Consider the following 17050-nt stretch of genomic DNA (forward strand, 5'->3'; position numbering starts at 1 on the left):
GTCCGGCGCGAGCCGGCACCTATGCGACCTTCTCTCGGTCCATCAGATACGTCCGGACATGCGGATCGCAAGTGGAGCCGGGGAATGGAACCTCTCCGCGCCGATCCGGATTGGCGCCGCTTCATGCTACAATGACGGATCGGCCACGGGCTTGACGAACGCCTGGATTCCGTTCGCGAGGCCGGGGGCGACGTCCGCAGGCCCTTTTCATGAGGAACATTCGATGGACTTCAACACCAGTGAACTGATTGATCGCCTGGAGCGGTTGCTCGCAGCGCCGATTCGATACGAGATGCGCGGGATGGTCGGCAAGGTCCGGCCGATCAGCACGAGACCGGAGGACATCCGGCAGCTCGATTGCTCCGGCTTCTTCGAATACATCATCTATCACACCACGATCGGGCGGCATGACATTCCTGCCGGCAGCCGACGGCAGTGGTCATGGCTGCGGGACAATGGCTATACCGAGGTCGACTACGCCACATACGCGCCCCGGAACGACGATGTCGTCCGCGCCGGCTTCCGCGCCGCCGAACACCGGCGCGACCACGAGGGCCGGCGCGTGCGGTCCCGAGCGGGGCATGTCTGGATGGTGATCAACGGCGCTACTTACGAGAGCACCACTGCGGTGGGCAATGACGGCGTTTGCTCGCTCAACTGGGAGTACCGGCTGAAACGGGACGAGGTCGACGCGTTCTTCACGCTCGGCACGGCACCGGGATTCGGCCTCGGCCGCTCGCTGCGCAGGCTCTTCGCCGCAGGCGTGCGCTACCTGGCCTAGCTCCGCAGCACGCCGCCCGTGGCCTTGGTCACCTTTTCGATCACCTTCCGGCTCACGGCCTCGATATCGGCCTCCTTCAGCGTCCGTTCTGTCGGCTGCAGCCGCACGGTGATGGCGAGCGATTTCTTGCCCGCGCCCATCTGCGCCTCGGCCTTCGGTCCGTGGAATTCGTCGAAGACGCGCACCTCCTCGATCAGCGCCTTGTCCGCGCCGGCCGCCGCGTTGACCACCGTCAGCGCTTCGACCCCGGCATCGAGGACGAAGGCGAAGTCGCGTTCGACCGCCTGAAGGTCTGCCAGCTCCAGCGCGCCACGGCTCGTTCCTTTCGACCGCGGGAACGGGACGGCGGCGAGATCGACGGAAAAGGCAACGGCCGGGCCCTTGACGTCGAGCGCCTCCAGCACCCGCGGGTGCAGCTCTCCGAAGACGCCGAGCACCTTCTGCGGTCCGAGGCAGATCGCTCCGGCGCGGCCCGGGTGCAGCCAGTCCGGCAGGGTGCGCAGGACCTGCACCTTTGCCGGTGCGCCGATGGCGGCGAGCACCGCCTCGATATCGGCCTTGGCGTCGAAGAGATCGACCGGGCGGCGGGCGCCATGCACGTCCTTCGGTCCGGTATTCCCCACCAGGAGGCCGCAGGCAAGCTGCTGCTGCTCTTCGGGTTCGCCGCCGTGGAAGCCCGGGCCAACCTCAAAGAGCGCCAGGTCCGCGAAGCCGCGCGCCTGGTTGCGTGCGGCAGCCTGCAGAAGGCCCGGCAGCGGTGTCGGCCGCATGTGGCTCATGTCGGAAGAGATCGGGTTCTCGAGCGCGGTGGCGTCCGTGCCGCCGCCGAAGAGCGCTGCGGCCTCCCGATCAACGAAGGAATAGGTCACGCATTCGTTGTAGCCGAGCGTGACGATAGTGCGGCGGGCAGCCGCCTCGCGGCGCTGCATCGGGGTCAGCACCGCCTCCGGCACGCCTGCAGCGGCGCGCGGCATCGGCTTGCCTTCGAGTTTCGTGAGCGAGGCGACGCGGGCGATCTCCTCCACGAGATCGGCCTCTCCCAGAACATCCGGCCGCCAGGAGGGCACATGCGCCATGTCGCCCTCGAGCCGGAAGCCGAGCGCCTGAAGCGTTGCACGCTGCTCCGCCTCGGGGATTTCCATGCCGACGAGGCTCTCGACCCGCTTCGCATCAAGCCGGTAGGCGCGCGACACATCCGGGATCTCGCCGGCAACCACCACCTCGGACGCCTCGCCGCCGCAGATATCGAGGATCATCCGCGTCGCGTGCTCGATACCCATTGGCGTCCAGCAAGGGTCGATGCCGCGCTCGAAACGATACCGCGCGTCAGAATTGATCTTCAGCGCACGGCCGGTATAGGCGGTGCGGATCGGGTCGAAAAAGGCCGCCTCGAGGAAGACGTTGACGGTCTCCGCGGTGCAGCCCGTCGGCAGCCCGCCCATGACGCCGCCGATGCTCTCGACGCCCGTGTCGTCGGAAATGAGCGTCATGCCCGGCTCGAAGGTGTATTCCTTGTCGTCGAGCGCGAGCAGCGTCTCGCCGCCCTTCGCGCGGTGAATCCGAAGGTTCCCCTCGACCTTGTCGGCGTCGAAGACGTGCAACGGCCGGTTTCGGTCATAGGTGAAGAAATTGGTGATATCGACGAGGGTCGAGATCGGCCGGAGGCCGATGGCGCGCAGGTAGTCCTGGAGCCATTTCGGCGAGGGTCCGTTCTTCACCCCGCGAATGACGCGGCCATAGAAGACCGGGCAGGCGTCCCGCGTGTCCTCGTCGATGCTGACCGAGATCGGACAGGGGAAGCTTCCCGGCACCGGGTCGACCTCACGCGCGATAAGCGTCCCGAGGCCGCGCGCGGCAAGGTCCCGTGCGACGCCCGCCACGCCGAGCGCGTCGGGCCGGTTCGGGGTGATCGCGATCTCGATCACCGGATCGACCCGCTCGGGCTGGTTCTTCGCCAGCCAGTCGGTGAACCGCTCGCCGACCTCGCCGGAGGGCAACTCAATGATCCCCGTATGCTCGTCCGACAGCTCCATCTCGCGCTCCGAGCACATCATGCCATGGCTCTCGATGCCGCGGATCTTGCCGACGCCGATAGTGGTGTCGATGCCGGGCACGTAGGTGCCGGGCTTGGCCACCACCACGGTGATCCCGTCCCGCGCATTGGGCGCGCCGCAGATGATCTGAAGCTCGCCCTCGTCGGTCAGCACCTTGCAGACCCGGAGCTTGTCGGCGTCCGGATGCTTCTCGGCATGCAGCACCTTGCCGATTGTAAAGGCCTCGAGCCGCTCCACCGGGTTCTCGACGCCCTCGACCTCGAGCCCGAGATCGGTCAGCGCGTAGAGGATCTCGTCCAGCGTGGCCTCGGTGTCGAGGTGCTGCTTGAGCCAGGAGAGAGTGAATTTCATCGGGAGCGTCCCATGGATCGTCTGAAGTCGCGTGTGCTTAGCCCAATCGCGGGCGGGGGTGAAGGGGCGGCGGGCGGCTCAGGCCAGATCCTCGATCAGCCGAAAGCGCTCGCAGACCAGCATCATCTCAGGGTCGAAGCCACCGTTGCGCCGGAAATACCTCTCGTGACCATAACGCCAGCCGTCGAGGCTGTCGTCCTCGCCTTCTGCGAGGGCGAAATCCTCCGGCACGTCGCACCAGCGCAGGATCTCGACCGAGAGGGTTTCGATCACCAGCGCCGGCCGGCCGTCCCAGTCGAGCGCAATGTCACGCCGGCCGGGCTCCGGCATCGCCTCGCCGCCTGCCTCGAAATCGCGCAGGGCGCCACAGGTAGCGGTCTTCACCCCCGAGCGCACCAGCGCCAGCAGCTCGTCGCAGAGTGCGCGTGAATCGCCGAAGGTGAAGGTCTCCGCGCCGGGGTAGCGGCGCTCAAGATCGGTCGACACGGTCACCTCCTTGTCCCCAAAGAGTGCAGCGGTCCCCATGGCTCGAGCCAGGCGCTGCGGATCAGGCGCTGATCCCGGCATGGATCGACGGCACATCGAGCGACGCGAAGCCGTAATGGCGCAGCCAGCGCAGGTCGCTGTCGAAGAAGGCGCGGAGATCCGGGATGCCGTATTTCAGCATCGCAAGCCGGTCGATTCCGATGCCGAAGGCAAAGCCCTGCCAGGCCAGCGGGTCGATATTGCCCGCGGTCAACACCTTCGGGTGAACCATCCCCGATCCGAGCACTTCCAGCCAGTCGTCGCCCTCGCCGACCTTCACGGTGCCGCCCTCCCAGGAGCAGCGGATATCGACCTCCGCCGACGGCTCGGTGAAGGGGAAGTGCGAGGCGCGGAAACGGGTTTCGACATGCGTTCCGAAGAAGGCGGAGAAGAATTCCTCCAGCACCCATTTCAGGTTGGCCATCGAGATGTCCCGGCCGATGGCGAGGCCCTCGACCTGGTGGAACATCGGCGTATGGGTCTGGTCGTAATCGCATCGATAGACACGGCCGGGGCAGATGATCCTGAGTGGCGCGCCATGCTTCATCATCGACCGGATCTGCACCGGCGAGGTGTGCGTGCGCAGCACATGCGGCGGACGATTGTCGCCCTCGGCGCGCGCCATGTAGAAAGTATCCATCTCGGCCCGCGCGGGGTGATGGCCCGGAATGTTGAGCGCGTCGAAATTGTGCCAGTCGTCCTCGACCTGCGGGCCCTCCGCAACGCCGAAGCCCATGTCGGCGAAGATCGCGGTGACTTCCTCGGTCACCTGGCTGACCGGGTGGATCGAACCGACGCGCCGGGTGCGCGCGGGCAGCGTCACGTCGAGCCACTCGGCCCTGAGCCGTTCCTCCAGCGCCACATCCGCAAGTGCCGCCTTCTTGGCAGCCAGAGCCGAATTGATCTCTTCCTTGAGCGCGTTGAGCGCCGGGCCCGCGACCTGCCGCTCCTCCGGGCTCATCTTGCCCAACTCGCGCATTTTCAGGCTCACTTCGCCTTTCTTGCCCACAGCCTGCACCCGGAGCGACTCGAGCGCGCCCTCGTCGGCGGCGGCCGCAATGGCGGCGATGTATTTCTGCCTCAGCTCTTCCATGGCTGGCTCCATTTCGTCCCGGCACGCCGCGGCCGAACGCGCGGCGGAATTCCCGGCCGGGCCTATCACATGGGCCTGCGAAGGCAAGACCGCAGGGCACAGGGGCTGCGGGCTGGCAATGGCGCACAGGGTCGATATGCTGAGCGCGCAACCAGACCCGGAGCCTGCCCATGCGCCCTCCCCGCCTGTCCCGCGCCTGCCTGTCGTGGCTTGCCGCCGGGCTCCTGGCCGTCGGTATCGCCCTGCCGGGCGCCGCCTTGGCGCAGTCCAACGCGGTGGGGTTCCTGCCGCTCCAGGGCCAGATCGCACCCGATGGCAGCTCAGTGGAGCTGCGCTGGCCGGACGCAAATCCGCCCCGTGCCGGCAATGTCGTGGTCATGCGGCGCGAACTTGGCGAGACCGGGATGGCAAGCTGGAAGACCATTGCGCCGCGTGTCGGCGCCGCCTTCGGCTATCGCGACGCGACGACCCGGCCCGGCATCGCCTATGAGTACCGCGTCCAGCGCGAGGACATCCGCGACGGACATATCATTGACGCCGGGATCTGGGCGACCGGCGTCGAGGTGCCGGCGCAGGATAGTCGCGGCCGGGTGTTCCTTGTCGTCGACGAGACCGTAGCGGAACCGCTCGCCGCCTGGCTGGAGCGGTTCGAGATGGATCTCGTCGGCGACGGCTGGCAGGTCTCCAGGATTGCCAGCCCGCGCGGCGACACGCAGGACGCCGTGGCCACGCTCGCCATGGCCCGCACTCTAAAGGACGAGGTGCGAAAGCGCTTCTGGGACGATCCCTTCGTCGACCACGCCCTGATCCTCGTCGGCAGCGTGCCGATGGTGCTCAGCGGACGGGCCGCGCCGGACGGCCACGACGCGGTTCCCCATGCCAGCGACCTCTTCTACGCCGATCTCGACGGCGAATGGCCAGACGATGGCAACGGCCTGCTGCGGCCGAACTACGTGCTCGGTGGAAAAATCGACATGCAGGTGGGGCGCATCGACTTCTCGCGGATCCGGCGCGGCGAAAACGAGATCAAGCTGCTGCGAAACTATTTCGACAAGAACCATGCCTGGCGCATGGGCTATATCGGTGACATCCGGCAGGGCTATGGCAAGACTGGGTACTTGCAGGTCGAGATCAACGGAGTTCAGAACATCGTCGGCCCTGAGGCGATGGAGACGGGCGGCCATCACGATGCCGGCCAGGCGCATCCCTGGTTGATCGGGGTGGACTTCGGCTATTACGCAGGCCGGCTCTATGCGCAACGCTTTTCAAACAAGGCCGTCTTTGCGATCAATTTCGGCAGCCACAAGCAGAAGATCCAGAACGGCGAAAACGCGATGGCGATGCTGCTTGCCCAGCCCTTCTACCCGCTCGCGGTGGGGTGGGGCAGCCGGCCTGCCTGGTGGCTGAACCCGATGGCGCTCGGCCGGTCGATGGGCGAGAGCCACATGCGCACCGTCAACAACGGCGTGCCCGAGGAGCCTTACCCCGACACGATGGAATACCTGCCGACCGGCCAGTACGTCTGGCGCAACCCGGTCTGGGTGAACCTGCTGGGCGATCCGACGCTGCACCCTTTCCCGCTGGCTGCACCGGGGCCCGTGACGGCACGGCGGAGCGGAACCGCGGTCGAACTTTCCTGGCAGGCTTCACCGGATCCGGACGTTCTCGGCTACCGGGTCTACCGTGCGGAGGCACAGAGTGGGCCCTTCCTCCCGCTGACGCCGGATGCGCCGGTTACGGATACCGGATTCACCGATCCCGAGCCACCCGAGGCGGCATGGTACATGGTCCGCGCCTTTGGGCTCAAGGATGTCGCGGCCGGCTCCTTCTATGCGCTGTCGCGGGGTCAAGTGGCGCGGCCCGGTGAGCCACCGGTGGTGGCGCCGGACCGCAGTCTGGATCTCGCACCCGGCGACGCCCATCCGGTTCTGACCGCGCTCAGCGATGGGATGATCGCCGCCCCGGTGCGTGGAGTGGCGAACGCCTCGCTGTCGCGTGAGGGAAATGCCTGGGTGCTGGAACCCCATCCCGGGTTCACTGGGCAGCTCCGCCTTCCCTACATGGTCACGAACGCGACAAGTTCGGCGATGGGGATGATCGAGGTGACCGTCGGCGGCCCCTGAGACGGGAATCGGCTGGTTGGAACGACGGTCCGAACTTTCACCTACAGCGACGGCGCTTGACCAAAACGAAAAGACCCGCGCGGCCCTGCGGCCCCGCGGGTCTTCGATCTCGATCCGTCCGACGGATCAGGCCAGAGCAGCCTTCGCCTTGTCGACGATCGCGGTGAAGGCATCGGGCTCGTGCACGGCGAGGTCGGCCAGCACCTTGCGGTCCACCTCGATGCCAGCCTTCGCCAGCCCGTTGATGAAGCGCGAATAGGTCAGCGCCTCGTCATGCGCGCGCACCGCAGCGTTGATCCGCTGGATCCAAAGTGCCCGGAACTGGCGCTTGCGGGCCTTGCGGTCGCGGGTTGCATACTGGTTGGCCTTGTCGACGGCCTGGGTGGCGGTCTTGAAGTTGCGCGAACGCGAGCCGTAATAGCCCTTCGCGGCCTTCAGGACCTTCTTGTGACGTGCGTGGGTGACGGTTCCGCCTTTGACTCGGGACATCTCTCAAATCTCCTCAGCGCGCGTAGGGCATGTATTTTTTGACGATCTTGGCATCCGCCTCCGAGAGGGTGGTGGTGCCGCGAGCGTTGCGGATGAACTTGTTCGTCCGCTTGATCATGCCGTGACGTTTGCCGGCCTGGGCGGTCTTGATCTTGCCGGTCGCGGTCACTTTGAACCGCTTCTTGGCCCCGGACTTGGTCTTCATCTTGGGCATTTGCCAGCTCCTTTGTTGGATTTGGTCTTTCCGCTCCGGCAGGCATGCCACTTTCGGCCCACCGCAGCGGTTGAAGCCGGGCGTATAGGCCCGGTCTTTCTCGCGTGCAAGAGAAAACCGACAGTCTGGGATCGGCGAATGTCAGCCCGGACCGCCGCGCAGCACTTTCATGAAAACGCCCGGAATCGCTTCGAAGGAGTAGCTCCCCGACTGCTTCTGCGACACCGCGTAGCCGATCATCCCCGCCGAAACCAGCAACACCAGCAACGGCAGGGTGGGGCCACGCCCATGCGTGTAGGCGTTCAGGGCTACCAGAAATGCCAGCAACCCGAGAACCGCACCAATGACAAAGATCAGGTCCGGATCAACTACCACGCTCGTCCCCTTTATCGCGTCAGATGCGATTATTCGGGATCCGTGTTGAAAATCAATCTTTCGTCGCAGGGGGCGACCCGGAGGATGTTGGTCGAGCCGGGAATGTTGAAGGGAACGCCGGCGACGACGACGATATTGTCCTCGGCATTTGCAAACTGCCCGGCGCGGGCGGCGCGCGCGGCCGAGACCACCGCCATCTTGAAGCGGCTGACGTCACCATTCGTCATGAAGCAGTTCACGCCCCAGGAGAGGCAGAGCCGACGCGCGGTGTTGGTAAAGGGCGTCAGCGCAAGAATCGGTACCCGCGGCCGCTCGCGCGCGGTCTTGAGCGCAGTGGTGCCGGAATGGGTGAAGCAACAGATCGCCTTGACGCCGGTGTTCTCGGCCACCTCGCGGGCCGCCGCGACGATGCTGTCGGCCGTCGAGGTCCGGTCGACGACGCGCGCCGCCTCGATGATGTCGCGATACATCTGACCCTGCTCGACCTCGACCGCCACCGCGTTCATCGTGCGCACGGCCTCGAGCGGATACTCGCCAGCGGCGGATTCGGCCGAGAGCATCACCGCGTCCGCGCCCTCGTAGATCGCGTTGGCGACGTCGGAGACCTCGGCGCGGGTCGGCACCGGGCTCTCGATCATCGATTCGAGCATCTGTGTGGCGACGATCACCGGCTTGGCCGCGGCCCGCGCGGCCCGGATCAGCCGCTTCTGGATCGGCGGGACCGCCTGGACCGGGAGTTCCACACCCAGGTCGCCACGGGCGACCATGATGCCGTCGGAGACCTCGAGAATGTCCTCGTAGCACTCGACCGCCGAAGGTTTCTCGATCTTGGAAAGCACCGCCGCGCGGCCGTTCACAAGTTCCTTGGTGTGCAGGACGTCTTCGGGGCGCTGCACGAAGGACAGCGCCACCCAGTCGACTCCGAGTTCACAGACGAAATCGAGATCGGCAATGTCCTTGGGGGACAGCGCCGCCACGGGCAACACCACGTCGGGCACGTTCACGCCCTTGCGGTTGGAGATCGTGCCGCCGGTCACCACCGTGCAATCGGCAAAATCCTCGCCGCACTTGTCGACGCGCAGGCGGATTTTTCCGTCATTGACCAGCAGCGTCGCGCCCGGGCGCAAAGCCTGGAAGATCTCCGGATGCGGAAGGCGCACGCGGCTCGAGTCGCCCTCTGCCTCGTCGAGATCCATGCGGAACTTCGCCCCCTCGACCAACTCCTCGCTGTCGCCGGAGAAGACGCCGACGCGAAGCTTCGGCCCTTGAAGGTCAGCGAGAATTGCGATCGGCCGGCCAAGCTCCTGCTCGATCTGACGGATCACTGTGTGACGTTCGCGGATTTCTTCGTGCGACCCATGGCTCATGTTGAGCCGGAAGACGTCAACGCCGGTTTCGAACAGCCTCCGGATCGTGTCGTAGTCGTCAGAAGCCGGGCCAAGAGTGGCCACGATCTTCACATTGCGCATCCGTCGCATGGGCAACCTTTCCATTCTTCCGGCAGGGGTCCCGAGCCTGCGTATCCCGAGGCGAGTGTTAGCGCCAAAATACACAACATGCCACCCCGCAGGACTCTGGCGCTCCGCCCGCCTTCGCAATACACCATTGCCGACGAAACATAACCTGCCAATGACATATCACGCCTTCCACACACATGGCGAAACCCGCGGGAGCCGCTGGCTCGTTACCTGCGATCACGCCACCAACACCGTACCACCACAGGTGAACGGCGGCACGCTCGGCTTGCCGCAATCGGAGATGTCGCGCCATATCGCCTATGATCCGGGCGCGGCGGGCACCGCCCACGCGTTGGCCGATGCGCTCGACGCGCCGCTCATCACCTCGAACTTCTCGCGGCTGGTGATCGACCCGAACCGCGGCGAGGACGACCCGACGCTTCTGATGAAGCTCTATGACGGCACGATCATCCCGGGCAACCGGAAGGCCGGGCCGGCCGAGATCGAGCGCCGGAAGGAGCTGTGCTACCGGCCCTATCACGCGGAGCTCGGCCGGCTCGCGGCGTCGCGGGCCCGACCGGTGATCGTCGCGGTGCACAGCTTCACGCCGCAGCTCAGGGGACGCCCGCCACGGCCTTGGCACGTCGCGGTCCTGCACACCGCGCCGCAGAACGCGCTCTCGCTAGCAGCAATCGCGCGGCTTCGCGCCGAGGGCGATATCTGCGTCGGCGACAACCAGCCCTATGCCGGCCACCAGCCCGGCGATTCGATCGACCGCCACGCCTTGAGCCACGACCGACCGCATGTTCTGATCGAACTCCGGCAGGACCTGCTTGGATCGGTCGAGGCGCAGCAGAGCTGGGGCCGCCGCCTCGCGCCGCTGCTCGCGGCGGCGCTGGAGGATTGCGGCGCGTGACCGGAGGGAAGGGAGAGATGACATGGACGAACAGACCCGGATAGAAATCGAGGCCGCCGCCTTCCGTCGGCTGCGCAGGCACCTGATGCAGGACCGCCCGGACGTCCAGAACATCGACATGATGAACCTCGCCGGCTTCTGCCGGAACTGCCTCTCTCGTTGGTATCAGGAGGCAGCGAACGAACGCGGCATCGACATGGACAAGTCAGAGGCACGCGCGGCCTTCTACGGCATGCCTTATGACGCGTGGAAGGCACAGCACCAGACCGAGGCCGAACCGGAACAGCAAACGGCTTTCGAAAGGGCGTTCCGAGAGAATGTCGGCACGCCCGACAAGGGCTGAGCCGGGCACGCGATTCGCGCCGCTTCAGTCATTTTCCGGCTGCACGGGTCGCGCCGATTTGGACAGGAGTGGAAACGGCACCGCCAATTCAGGCGGGATTGTTGACGCAAACGCGGCTGTCCTGACGAAAATTTGACGGATCCGACTTGAAATCTCTACCCTGTCCGGCGGGGACAAAGGGAAGACCATGTTTGAATTGCTGCCGCTCGCAATCGTCGCGCTGTCGATCGCGCTTGCTGCCGCGTCTCTCCTGGGGGAGCGGCTCGACGGGTTGCAACTGGCCGCAGGCTCTCCTGACGGCGGCCTGCCGCTCGACCCGTATGTCGGCGAGGCAGTGACGTTGAAGGGGTTTGACCCGCGGGCAGAGGCACTGCTGGTGCAGTTGCCGCAAGAGGTCTTCGAGGACATCGACCACGCCGACTTCGCGACACGCCCGGCGCGCAACGGCGCCGGCCAGGAGCTGCTCTTCCGCGACAGGCTGCTGCTGCGTCTGCCCGATCTCGCGCCACAGCAGCGCATCGACCTTTTCGTCGAACCGATCCCCAGCTAGGCGCCGATCAGATCGCCGTCTTGCGGCTCTCGTCCAGATAGATCTCGCGCAGCCGCCGCGCCACCGGCCCCGGCGTGCCGTCCCCGAGCGTGGCGTCGTCAATGGCCACAACCGGCATCACGAAGGTCGAGGCCGAGGTGATGAAGGCCTCGTCGGCTTCCTGCGCTTCAGCAAGCGTGAAGGGCCGTTCCTCGACCTCCATCTGCGCTTCGCGCGCGAAACGCAGGACGGCGGCGCGGGTAATCCCGTGCAGGATCTCGGTACCGAGATTGCGGGTGATGATCTTGCCGCCCTTGACGATATAGGCGTTGTTGGACGTGCCTTCGGTGACGGCACCGTCCTCGATCATCCAGGCATCGTCGGCCCCCGCCGCCTTCGCCATCATCTTGCCCATCGACGGGTAGAGAAGCTGCACCGTCTTGATGTCGCGCCGGCCCCAGCGGATGTCGGGTATGGAGATCACCCGGATGCCGCGCTCCGCGGCCGGGCTCTCGGCGAGCCCCGGCTTGGACTGGGTGAAGAGCACCAGCGTCGGCGGCACTTCCGCGCCCGGGAAAGCAAAATCCCGATCGGCTGGCGCGCCCCGGGTGATCTGGAGATAGACCATCCCGTCGACGATCGAGTTGCGGGCCACCAGTTCGCGGTGAATCTCCAGCAGATCATCCATCGCTTCCGGAGTGGGCATGTCGAGCTCATCGAGCGAACGCCGCAGCCGCCGAGCATGCCCCTCGAAATCGAGCAACTTGCCACCGAGGACCGAAGTCACCTCATAGACGCCGTCGGCAAAGAGGAATCCGCGGTCGAAGACCGAGACCTTCGCCTCCTCCTCGGGAAGATATTCCCCGTTCACATAGACGATACGGCTCATGGCTCTCTCCTAACCCCAAAGCGCCGCGGCGGGCGGGTGCACCCCCGCGGCATCGTAAACAAGCGGCGTCGCCCGGTCTTCGGCCAGAAGCAGCGGCCCGTCAAGATCCACCACGGCGGCACCTTGCGCCACCAGCACCGCCGGCGCCATTGCCAGCGAAGAGCCCACCATGCAACCCACCATGATGCCGAGACCGGCGGCCTCTGCCTCGGCACGCAGGGCGAGTGCCTCGGTCAGCCCGCCGGTCTTGTCGAGCTTGATGTTGATCAGGTCATATTTGCCGGCCAGCCCGGCGAGCGAAGCGCGGTCATGCACCGATTCATCTGCACAGAGCGGCACCGGACGGTCGAGCCCGATCAGCCCATCATCCGAGCCGGCAGGCAGCGGCTGTTCGACCATCGCCACACCGAGCCGCGCCAGATGCGGCGCGAGTTCGGCATAGATCTCCGCCGTCCAGCCCTCGTTGGCATCGACGATGATCTTCGGCCCCGGCGCACCCGCCCGAACCGCCTCGAGCCGGGCCATGTCATCGGGCGTGCCGAGCTTGATCTTGAGGAGCGGACGGTGCGCATGCTCCGCCGCCGCCGCCCGCATCGCCTCGGGTTCATCGAGCGACAGCGTGAAGGCCGTTACCATCGGCCCCGGCGCCGGCAACCCCGCCAGTTCCCAGACCCGTTTTCCGGCCCGCTTCGCCTCGAGATCCCAAAGCGCGCAATCCACCGCGTTCCGTGCCGCACCCGCGGGCAGAAGGTCCTGCAACGCGGCACGGTCGACATCTTTGGGCAGGCCCTCGATCTCCTCGGTGACGCTCTCCAGGCTCTCGCCATAGCGCGCGTAGGGCACGCATTCGCCCCACCCTTCGACCTCGTCATCCGAGACCCGCACTGTCAGCACCTTTGCCTCGGTCCGCGATCCTCGCGAAATCGTAAAGACCTGCGCAAGCCGGAACACGTCCCGCGTCACTTCAATCTTCATTGCCCTGCCCCGTTGCCTTCTTCTTCTCGTTAATCTCCCCGCCGGAGGCCTGAAACCTCAAACCCTCCGCCCTCAGCGACGGGCTCCGTCAGCCAAGTGCAATCAGCGCATCGACCAGGCGGTCCGCACCGTTGCGGAACGGATCGACCGTCGGCAGTCCCATCTCCGCCTCGACCTCGGCAAGGTAGGCCGCCGCCTCGTCCTCGGACATGTGCTGCGTGTTGATCGAGATCCCTATCACCTGCACCTCCGGATTGACCCGCGCCGCCAGCAACAGCGAGAGGTCCCTGAGTTCCTCGAGCGAGGGCAGGGCGTAGTCCGGCAGGCCCCGCATGTGTTCCCGAGTCGGTTCGTGGCAGAGGATCAGCGCGTCAGGTTGGCCGCCATGGACCAGCGCCAGTGTCACCCCCGAATAAGAGGCGTGGAACAGGCTCCCCTGCCCCTCGATCAGGTCCCAGTGGTCGGGGTCATTGTCCGGCGTCAGCCACTCCACCGCACCAGCCATGAAGTCTGCCACCACAGCGTCGAGCGGCACGCCGTCGCCGGTGATCAGGATTCCGGTCTGGCCGGTGGCGCGAAAGCTCGCCTTGAGCCCGCGTTCCTGCATCACGGCATCCATCGCCAGCGCGGTGTACATCTTGCCCACCGAGCAGTCGGTGCCGACGGCAAGGCAGCGCTTGCCGCTCCTCTTGCGGCCATTGGCGATCGGATAGTCGACTTCCGGAACCCGCACGTCGTGCAACTCCCGCCCTTCGGCGCGGGCGATCTCGACGAGCTCCGGTTCATCGGCCAGCAGGTTGTGCAACCCGGAGGCAAGGTCGAACCCCTTGAGCAGGGCCTCGGCCAGCACATGCCGCCATTCCGGCGAAATCACGCCGCCGCGGTTTGCCACGCCAATCACCATGGTTTCGGCACCGGCTTCGCGCGCCTCTTCGAGCGTCATGTCGGGCAGCCCGAGATCGGCCTTGCAGCCCTCCATACGGAACTGGCCGATTGCGAATTCGGGGCGCCAGTCCCGGATTCCACGGGCGACCTTGGCGGCGAGTTGGTCCGGCGCGTCACCGAGAAACAGCAGGTAGGGTGTCTTGATCATCGTCGTCTCCTTGGCGCGCAAGCTTGCACGCGACGCCCTGGGAAATTTTGTCAGACTTACTGACCCAAAACCAGGGATCCGAGAGGATTTCCCGTAAGTTCAGAGAAAAGTCGCACAGAATTCAACTGCCTATACATTATGCAGTTTGAAAACCCACGAAATCCGCCCCGATTCGGACATGCATCCTTGAGATTCACGCGAGGCGCGTCGGCACAACCCACCAGTCCGGATCGGTGCCGGCAAGCGCCTCCGCCGCAGCGCGCGCCGCCGCATCGGTGCCAAACAACCCGAAACAGGTCGCCCCCGACCCGGACATCCGCGCCAAGAGGCAACCCGGAAGGGCAGCGAGCTGGGTCAGCACCTGAGTGATTTCCGGTGCCAGCCGGCGTGCCGGCGGTTCGAGATCGTTGCGCTGCGCCATCAGCCAGGCGGCAAGCGCGACCGCGTCGGTGAGGCCATCGGGCACGGCGCCCATCGGCGGGTTCTCGCGGCAGTCGAGGCCGCGAAAGACCTCGGGCGTCGAGAGCGCGACGCCGGGATTGACCAGCACCGCCGGCAGGGGCGGCAAGGCCGGCACCGGCGCGAGATCCTCGCCGATGCCCGACATACGCGCGGCCTGCCCCCCGACGCAGACCGGGACATCGGCGCCAAGCGCCAGCAAGGCATCCCGCGGCGGCAGCGGCCGGTGATGCAGGCGGGCCAACGCCCGCAGCGTCGCCGCCGCGTCAGCCGATCCGCCGCCGATCCCGGAGGAGGCCGGTAGGATCTTTTCAAGCGTGATTGCGGCCGGAGCGCCGGGCATCAGCGCCGCCGCCTTCAGGACGAGGTTGCTTCCGTCGACGGGCACAGCTGCGCTTCTCAGCCCGGTCACCGCGAACGTTGTCTCGGGTGCGGCAGCGACCGAGACTACATCGCCAACATCCGCAAAGACGACAAGGGAATCAAGCAAATGATAGCCGTCCGCCCGGCGTCCGGTGACATGCAGCGCGAGGTTGACCTTGGCCGGAGCGGCTTCGTCAATGCGCTCCATTGGCCACGGCCAGCGGCGCTTCGCCTTCCTCCTCTAGGACCACGTCAAGCCCGACTTCCAGCTTGCGCCGGATGCGCTCGGCCTCTTCGGGTTCGGGGTCGAAGGACAGTGCCCGGTGCCACTGGAACTGCGCCTCGATCTTGCGACCGACGGCCCAGTAGACATCGCCGAGGTGGTCGTTGACGATCGGGTCCGTGGCCATCAGCTCGGTGGCCCGCTCCATGTGCCCGACGGCCTCGTCGTAACGCCCGAGCCGGTAGAGCGCCCATCCGAGCGAGTCGATGATGTAGCCCGATCCGGGGGACGCCGCGACCGCCTCCTCGATCATCTCCAGCGCCTCGTCGAGATTCTCCTGCATCTCGACAAGGGAATAGCCGAGATAGTTCAGAACCTGCGGCTGGCCCGGATTGAGTTCGAGAGCCTTGCGGAAATCGGCTTCGGCCTCGGCCCACCGATCGGTGCGTTCGCGGGAGATGCCCCGGGCGTAGTAGACGATCCACTGCCCCGGCTGTTCCTCGTCGAAGAGCGCGATGGCGGCGTCATAGGCCTTCCCGGCCTCCTCGTAGCGTTCCTCGGCGCGCAGGTTGTCGCCGAGCGTGATCTGGACGATCGGGATGTCGCCATGGGTTTCGGCGAGCTGTTCCAGCACCTCGATGGCGGCCTCGTTGCGGCCGGAGGCGCGCAGCGCCGCCGCCCGGCCCATCTCGGCCACATGGAACCCCGCATCGTCGCGCGGCACCGAATTGAAGGCCGCGGTGGCCAGTTCGTATTGCTCCTGTTGCTCCAGAAGGGTGGCGCTGACCAGGATGGCGTCGACATGGTCGGGCCGCAGATATTCCGCCATCCTCGCATATGTCAGCGTATAGGCGTCCGACGCCTCGCCCTCGAGCGCGCCGGCGACGGTGTAGAAGACCTCGGCCAGACCGTCCTGAACATTGCGCACCATGTTGAAGGGGATTGTCTCGCCCGCCTTGAGCCGTGACAGCAGCTCTTCCAGGCCGGGGTCGATATCGTTGGTCCAGCCGAGCTCGATGAGCTCGATCGCCGCCTCGTTGCGTCCGAGCTGGCTCAGAACCTGGGCATGGGCGATCGCACCGCGCCGGGTGAGGCGCAACTGATCGCCCGACTCGCCCGAAAAGACCGCGTCGGCAGCCTCGAAATCGCCCACCATCGCGAGCGCAAGCGCTTTGTGATAGAGGCCAAAGGCCGACAGCCCCGTAGAGACCGAAGCCTCGTCGAAGGCTGCCATCGCCTCCTCGGACTGCCCCATGCCGAGCAGCCCCCAGCCGCGCACCAGCCCGTCGACCAGCGGACCCACCTTTTGCGGGCCGTCGAGGCCGGAGACAACGCCCTCGTAGTTCTCGGCCTTCAACTCGACGCCCATCAGCACCATGTTCGCGATCTGGCTTTCCAACCCGATGCTCTGCATGCGCCGCGCCACCGGTTCGGCCTTGTCGATCTCGCCGAGGCCGATGAACGCCATGACGACATTCTCCATCAGCACCGGGTTGTTGCGGTCGCGCGCCAGGGCCCGGGTGTAATACTCCGCCGCGGCGGAGTAGTCGCTGTGGAAGCTGGCGTGGCGGGCAGCCAGGAAGGCGCCGGCGAAGCCACGGCCTGGATCCTCCGCAGCGGCGGGCAGGGCAAGGCTCAGCGAAAGCGCGAGGGCAAGCGGCAGGGAGCGGATCAGGGGCAAGGCGCGACCTATGGTTGGATCTCTGTTGTCCGAACCTAGCTCCGCCAGCCGGGCGAAACAATAAGGCGTGGCAAGCGCCGCGCCCTTTGCCGCCATTCTGACGCCATCGTGAAAGGC

At 66.1% G+C, this 17050-nt stretch carries 17 protein-coding genes; 5 read left to right on the top strand and 12 right to left on the bottom strand.

Features of this window, described 5'->3' with window-relative positions; translation table 11 throughout:
- Nucleotides 1–223 precede the first annotated feature (223 nt).
- Nucleotides 224–781, top strand: coding sequence for a hypothetical protein (locus tag EU800_RS17155; RefSeq protein WP_129634253.1), 558 nt, complete (start codon nt 224–226; stop codon nt 779–781).
- Here the strand turns inward: EU800_RS17155 and pheT are convergent.
- The 3 genes from pheT to pheS all read right to left on the bottom strand — a co-directional run bounded on the left by pheT (nt 778) and on the right by pheS (nt 4804).
- Nucleotides 778–3186, bottom strand: coding sequence for a phenylalanine--tRNA ligase subunit beta (gene pheT / locus EU800_RS17160; protein WP_129634254.1), 2409 nt, complete (start codon nt 3184–3186; stop codon nt 778–780). The two genes, EU800_RS17155 and pheT, sit on opposite strands and share 4 nt — an antisense overlap.
- 78 nt (nt 3187–3264) lie before the next feature.
- Nucleotides 3265–3678 carry an ASCH domain-containing protein gene (locus tag EU800_RS17165; protein WP_242500614.1) on the bottom strand — a complete coding sequence of 138 codons (414 nt, stop codon included), beginning with the start codon at nt 3676–3678 and terminating at the stop codon, nt 3265–3267.
- Nucleotides 3679–3733: 55 nt separating this feature from the next.
- Nucleotides 3734–4804: a phenylalanine--tRNA ligase subunit alpha gene (gene pheS, locus EU800_RS17170; protein ID WP_129634256.1), complete on the bottom strand. Its 1071-nt coding sequence runs from the start codon at nt 4802–4804 to the stop codon at nt 3734–3736.
- A 170-nt stretch (nt 4805–4974) separates the two neighbouring features.
- On the opposite strand from pheS, the gene EU800_RS17175 reads away from it, so the two are divergent.
- Entirely contained in the window at nt 4975–6927 is a 1953-nt protein-coding gene (locus EU800_RS17175; RefSeq protein WP_129634257.1) for a hypothetical protein, read from the top strand.
- A 126-nt stretch (nt 6928–7053) separates the two neighbouring features.
- Here the strand turns inward: EU800_RS17175 and rplT are convergent, their stop codons facing one another.
- The 4 genes from rplT to pyk form a co-directional block, all read right to left on the bottom strand.
- Nucleotides 7054–7416, bottom strand: a complete 363-nt coding sequence (rplT, locus tag EU800_RS17180; protein ID WP_129634258.1) for a 50S ribosomal protein L20 — start codon at nt 7414–7416, stop codon at nt 7054–7056.
- Between the two features lie 13 nt (nt 7417–7429).
- Complete coding sequence (rpmI, locus tag EU800_RS17185; protein ID WP_129634259.1) at nt 7430–7630, bottom strand: 50S ribosomal protein L35; 201 nt, start codon at nt 7628–7630, stop codon at nt 7430–7432.
- A 141-nt stretch (nt 7631–7771) separates the two neighbouring features.
- Nucleotides 7772–8005 (bottom strand): hypothetical protein, encoded by a 234-nt coding sequence (locus EU800_RS17190; protein WP_129634260.1) that lies wholly within the window; start codon nt 8003–8005, stop codon nt 7772–7774.
- Nucleotides 8006–8034: 29 nt separating this feature from the next.
- Nucleotides 8035–9483: a pyruvate kinase gene (pyk, locus tag EU800_RS17195; protein ID WP_129634261.1), complete on the bottom strand. Its 1449-nt coding sequence runs from the start codon at nt 9481–9483 to the stop codon at nt 8035–8037.
- Nucleotides 9484–9634: 151 nt separating this feature from the next.
- On the opposite strand from pyk, the gene EU800_RS17200 reads away from it, so the two are divergent.
- The 3 genes from EU800_RS17200 to EU800_RS17210 all read left to right on the top strand — a co-directional run bounded on the left by EU800_RS17200 (nt 9635) and on the right by EU800_RS17210 (nt 11271).
- The gene (locus EU800_RS17200; protein ID WP_129634262.1) at nt 9635–10378 is read left to right on the top strand and encodes an N-formylglutamate amidohydrolase; all 744 of its coding nucleotides are present in this window, start codon (nt 9635–9637) and stop codon (nt 10376–10378) included.
- Nucleotides 10379–10400: 22 nt separating this feature from the next.
- Nucleotides 10401–10721, top strand: coding sequence for a DUF1244 domain-containing protein (locus tag EU800_RS17205; RefSeq protein ID WP_129634263.1), 321 nt, complete (start codon nt 10401–10403; stop codon nt 10719–10721).
- Between the two features lie 187 nt (nt 10722–10908).
- A complete protein-coding gene (locus EU800_RS17210; protein WP_129634264.1) occupies nt 10909–11271 on the top strand; it encodes a hypothetical protein in 363 nt (120 codons plus the stop codon).
- A gap of 7 nt (nt 11272–11278) precedes the next feature.
- On the opposite strand, the gene EU800_RS17215 is transcribed toward EU800_RS17210, so the two are convergent.
- The 5 genes from EU800_RS17215 to EU800_RS17235 form a co-directional block, all read right to left on the bottom strand.
- Nucleotides 11279–12139: a D-amino-acid transaminase gene (locus EU800_RS17215; RefSeq protein WP_129634265.1), complete on the bottom strand. Its 861-nt coding sequence runs from the start codon at nt 12137–12139 to the stop codon at nt 11279–11281.
- Between the two features lie 9 nt (nt 12140–12148).
- Entirely contained in the window at nt 12149–13114 is a 966-nt protein-coding gene (gene dgcA / locus EU800_RS17220) for an N-acetyl-D-Glu racemase DgcA (RefSeq protein WP_129634266.1), read from the bottom strand.
- An 88-nt stretch (nt 13115–13202) separates the two neighbouring features.
- Entirely contained in the window at nt 13203–14207 is a 1005-nt protein-coding gene (dgcN, locus tag EU800_RS17225) for an N-acetyltransferase DgcN (protein ID WP_129634267.1), read from the bottom strand.
- Between the two features lie 193 nt (nt 14208–14400).
- Nucleotides 14401–15228, bottom strand: coding sequence for a 4-(cytidine 5'-diphospho)-2-C-methyl-D-erythritol kinase (locus tag EU800_RS17230; protein ID WP_165354716.1), 828 nt, complete (start codon nt 15226–15228; stop codon nt 14401–14403).
- Nucleotides 15224–17029, bottom strand: coding sequence for a tetratricopeptide repeat protein (locus EU800_RS17235; RefSeq protein WP_129634269.1), 1806 nt, complete (start codon nt 17027–17029; stop codon nt 15224–15226). Before EU800_RS17235 ends, EU800_RS17230 begins: the two co-directional genes overlap by 5 nt.
- Nucleotides 17030–17050: the final 21 nt, after the last annotated feature.

The sequence above is a fragment of the Tropicimonas sp. IMCC6043 genome (assembly GCF_004146235.1).
Classification (GTDB): Bacteria; Pseudomonadota; Alphaproteobacteria; order Rhodobacterales; family Rhodobacteraceae; genus Tropicimonas.

Coding starts and splice junctions, on each gene's coding strand:
- EU800_RS17235 (WP_129634269.1), bottom strand. CDS start 17,029: ATGGCGGCAAAGGGCGCGGCGCTTGCCACGCCTTATTGTTTCGCCCGG.
- EU800_RS17215 (WP_129634265.1), bottom strand. CDS start 12,139: ATGAGCCGTATCGTCTATGTGAACGGGGAATATCTTCCCGAGGAGGAG.
- EU800_RS17205 (WP_129634263.1), top strand. CDS start 10,401: ATGGACGAACAGACCCGGATAGAAATCGAGGCCGCCGCCTTCCGTCGG.
- EU800_RS17175 (WP_129634257.1), top strand. CDS start 4,975: ATGCGCCCTCCCCGCCTGTCCCGCGCCTGCCTGTCGTGGCTTGCCGCC.
- EU800_RS17155 (WP_129634253.1), top strand. CDS start 224: ATGGACTTCAACACCAGTGAACTGATTGATCGCCTGGAGCGGTTGCTC.
- rplT (WP_129634258.1), bottom strand. CDS start 7,416: ATGTCCCGAGTCAAAGGCGGAACCGTCACCCACGCACGTCACAAGAAG.
- EU800_RS17200 (WP_129634262.1), top strand. CDS start 9,635: ATGACATATCACGCCTTCCACACACATGGCGAAACCCGCGGGAGCCGC.
- EU800_RS17210 (WP_129634264.1), top strand. CDS start 10,909: ATGTTTGAATTGCTGCCGCTCGCAATCGTCGCGCTGTCGATCGCGCTT.
- pheT (WP_129634254.1), bottom strand. CDS start 3,186: ATGAAATTCACTCTCTCCTGGCTCAAGCAGCACCTCGACACCGAGGCC.
- rpmI (WP_129634259.1), bottom strand. CDS start 7,630: ATGCCCAAGATGAAGACCAAGTCCGGGGCCAAGAAGCGGTTCAAAGTG.
- pheS (WP_129634256.1), bottom strand. CDS start 4,804: ATGGAAGAGCTGAGGCAGAAATACATCGCCGCCATTGCGGCCGCCGCC.
- pyk (WP_129634261.1), bottom strand. CDS start 9,483: ATGCGACGGATGCGCAATGTGAAGATCGTGGCCACTCTTGGCCCGGCT.
- dgcN (WP_129634267.1), bottom strand. CDS start 14,207: ATGATCAAGACACCCTACCTGCTGTTTCTCGGTGACGCGCCGGACCAA.
- dgcA (WP_129634266.1), bottom strand. CDS start 13,114: ATGAAGATTGAAGTGACGCGGGACGTGTTCCGGCTTGCGCAGGTCTTT.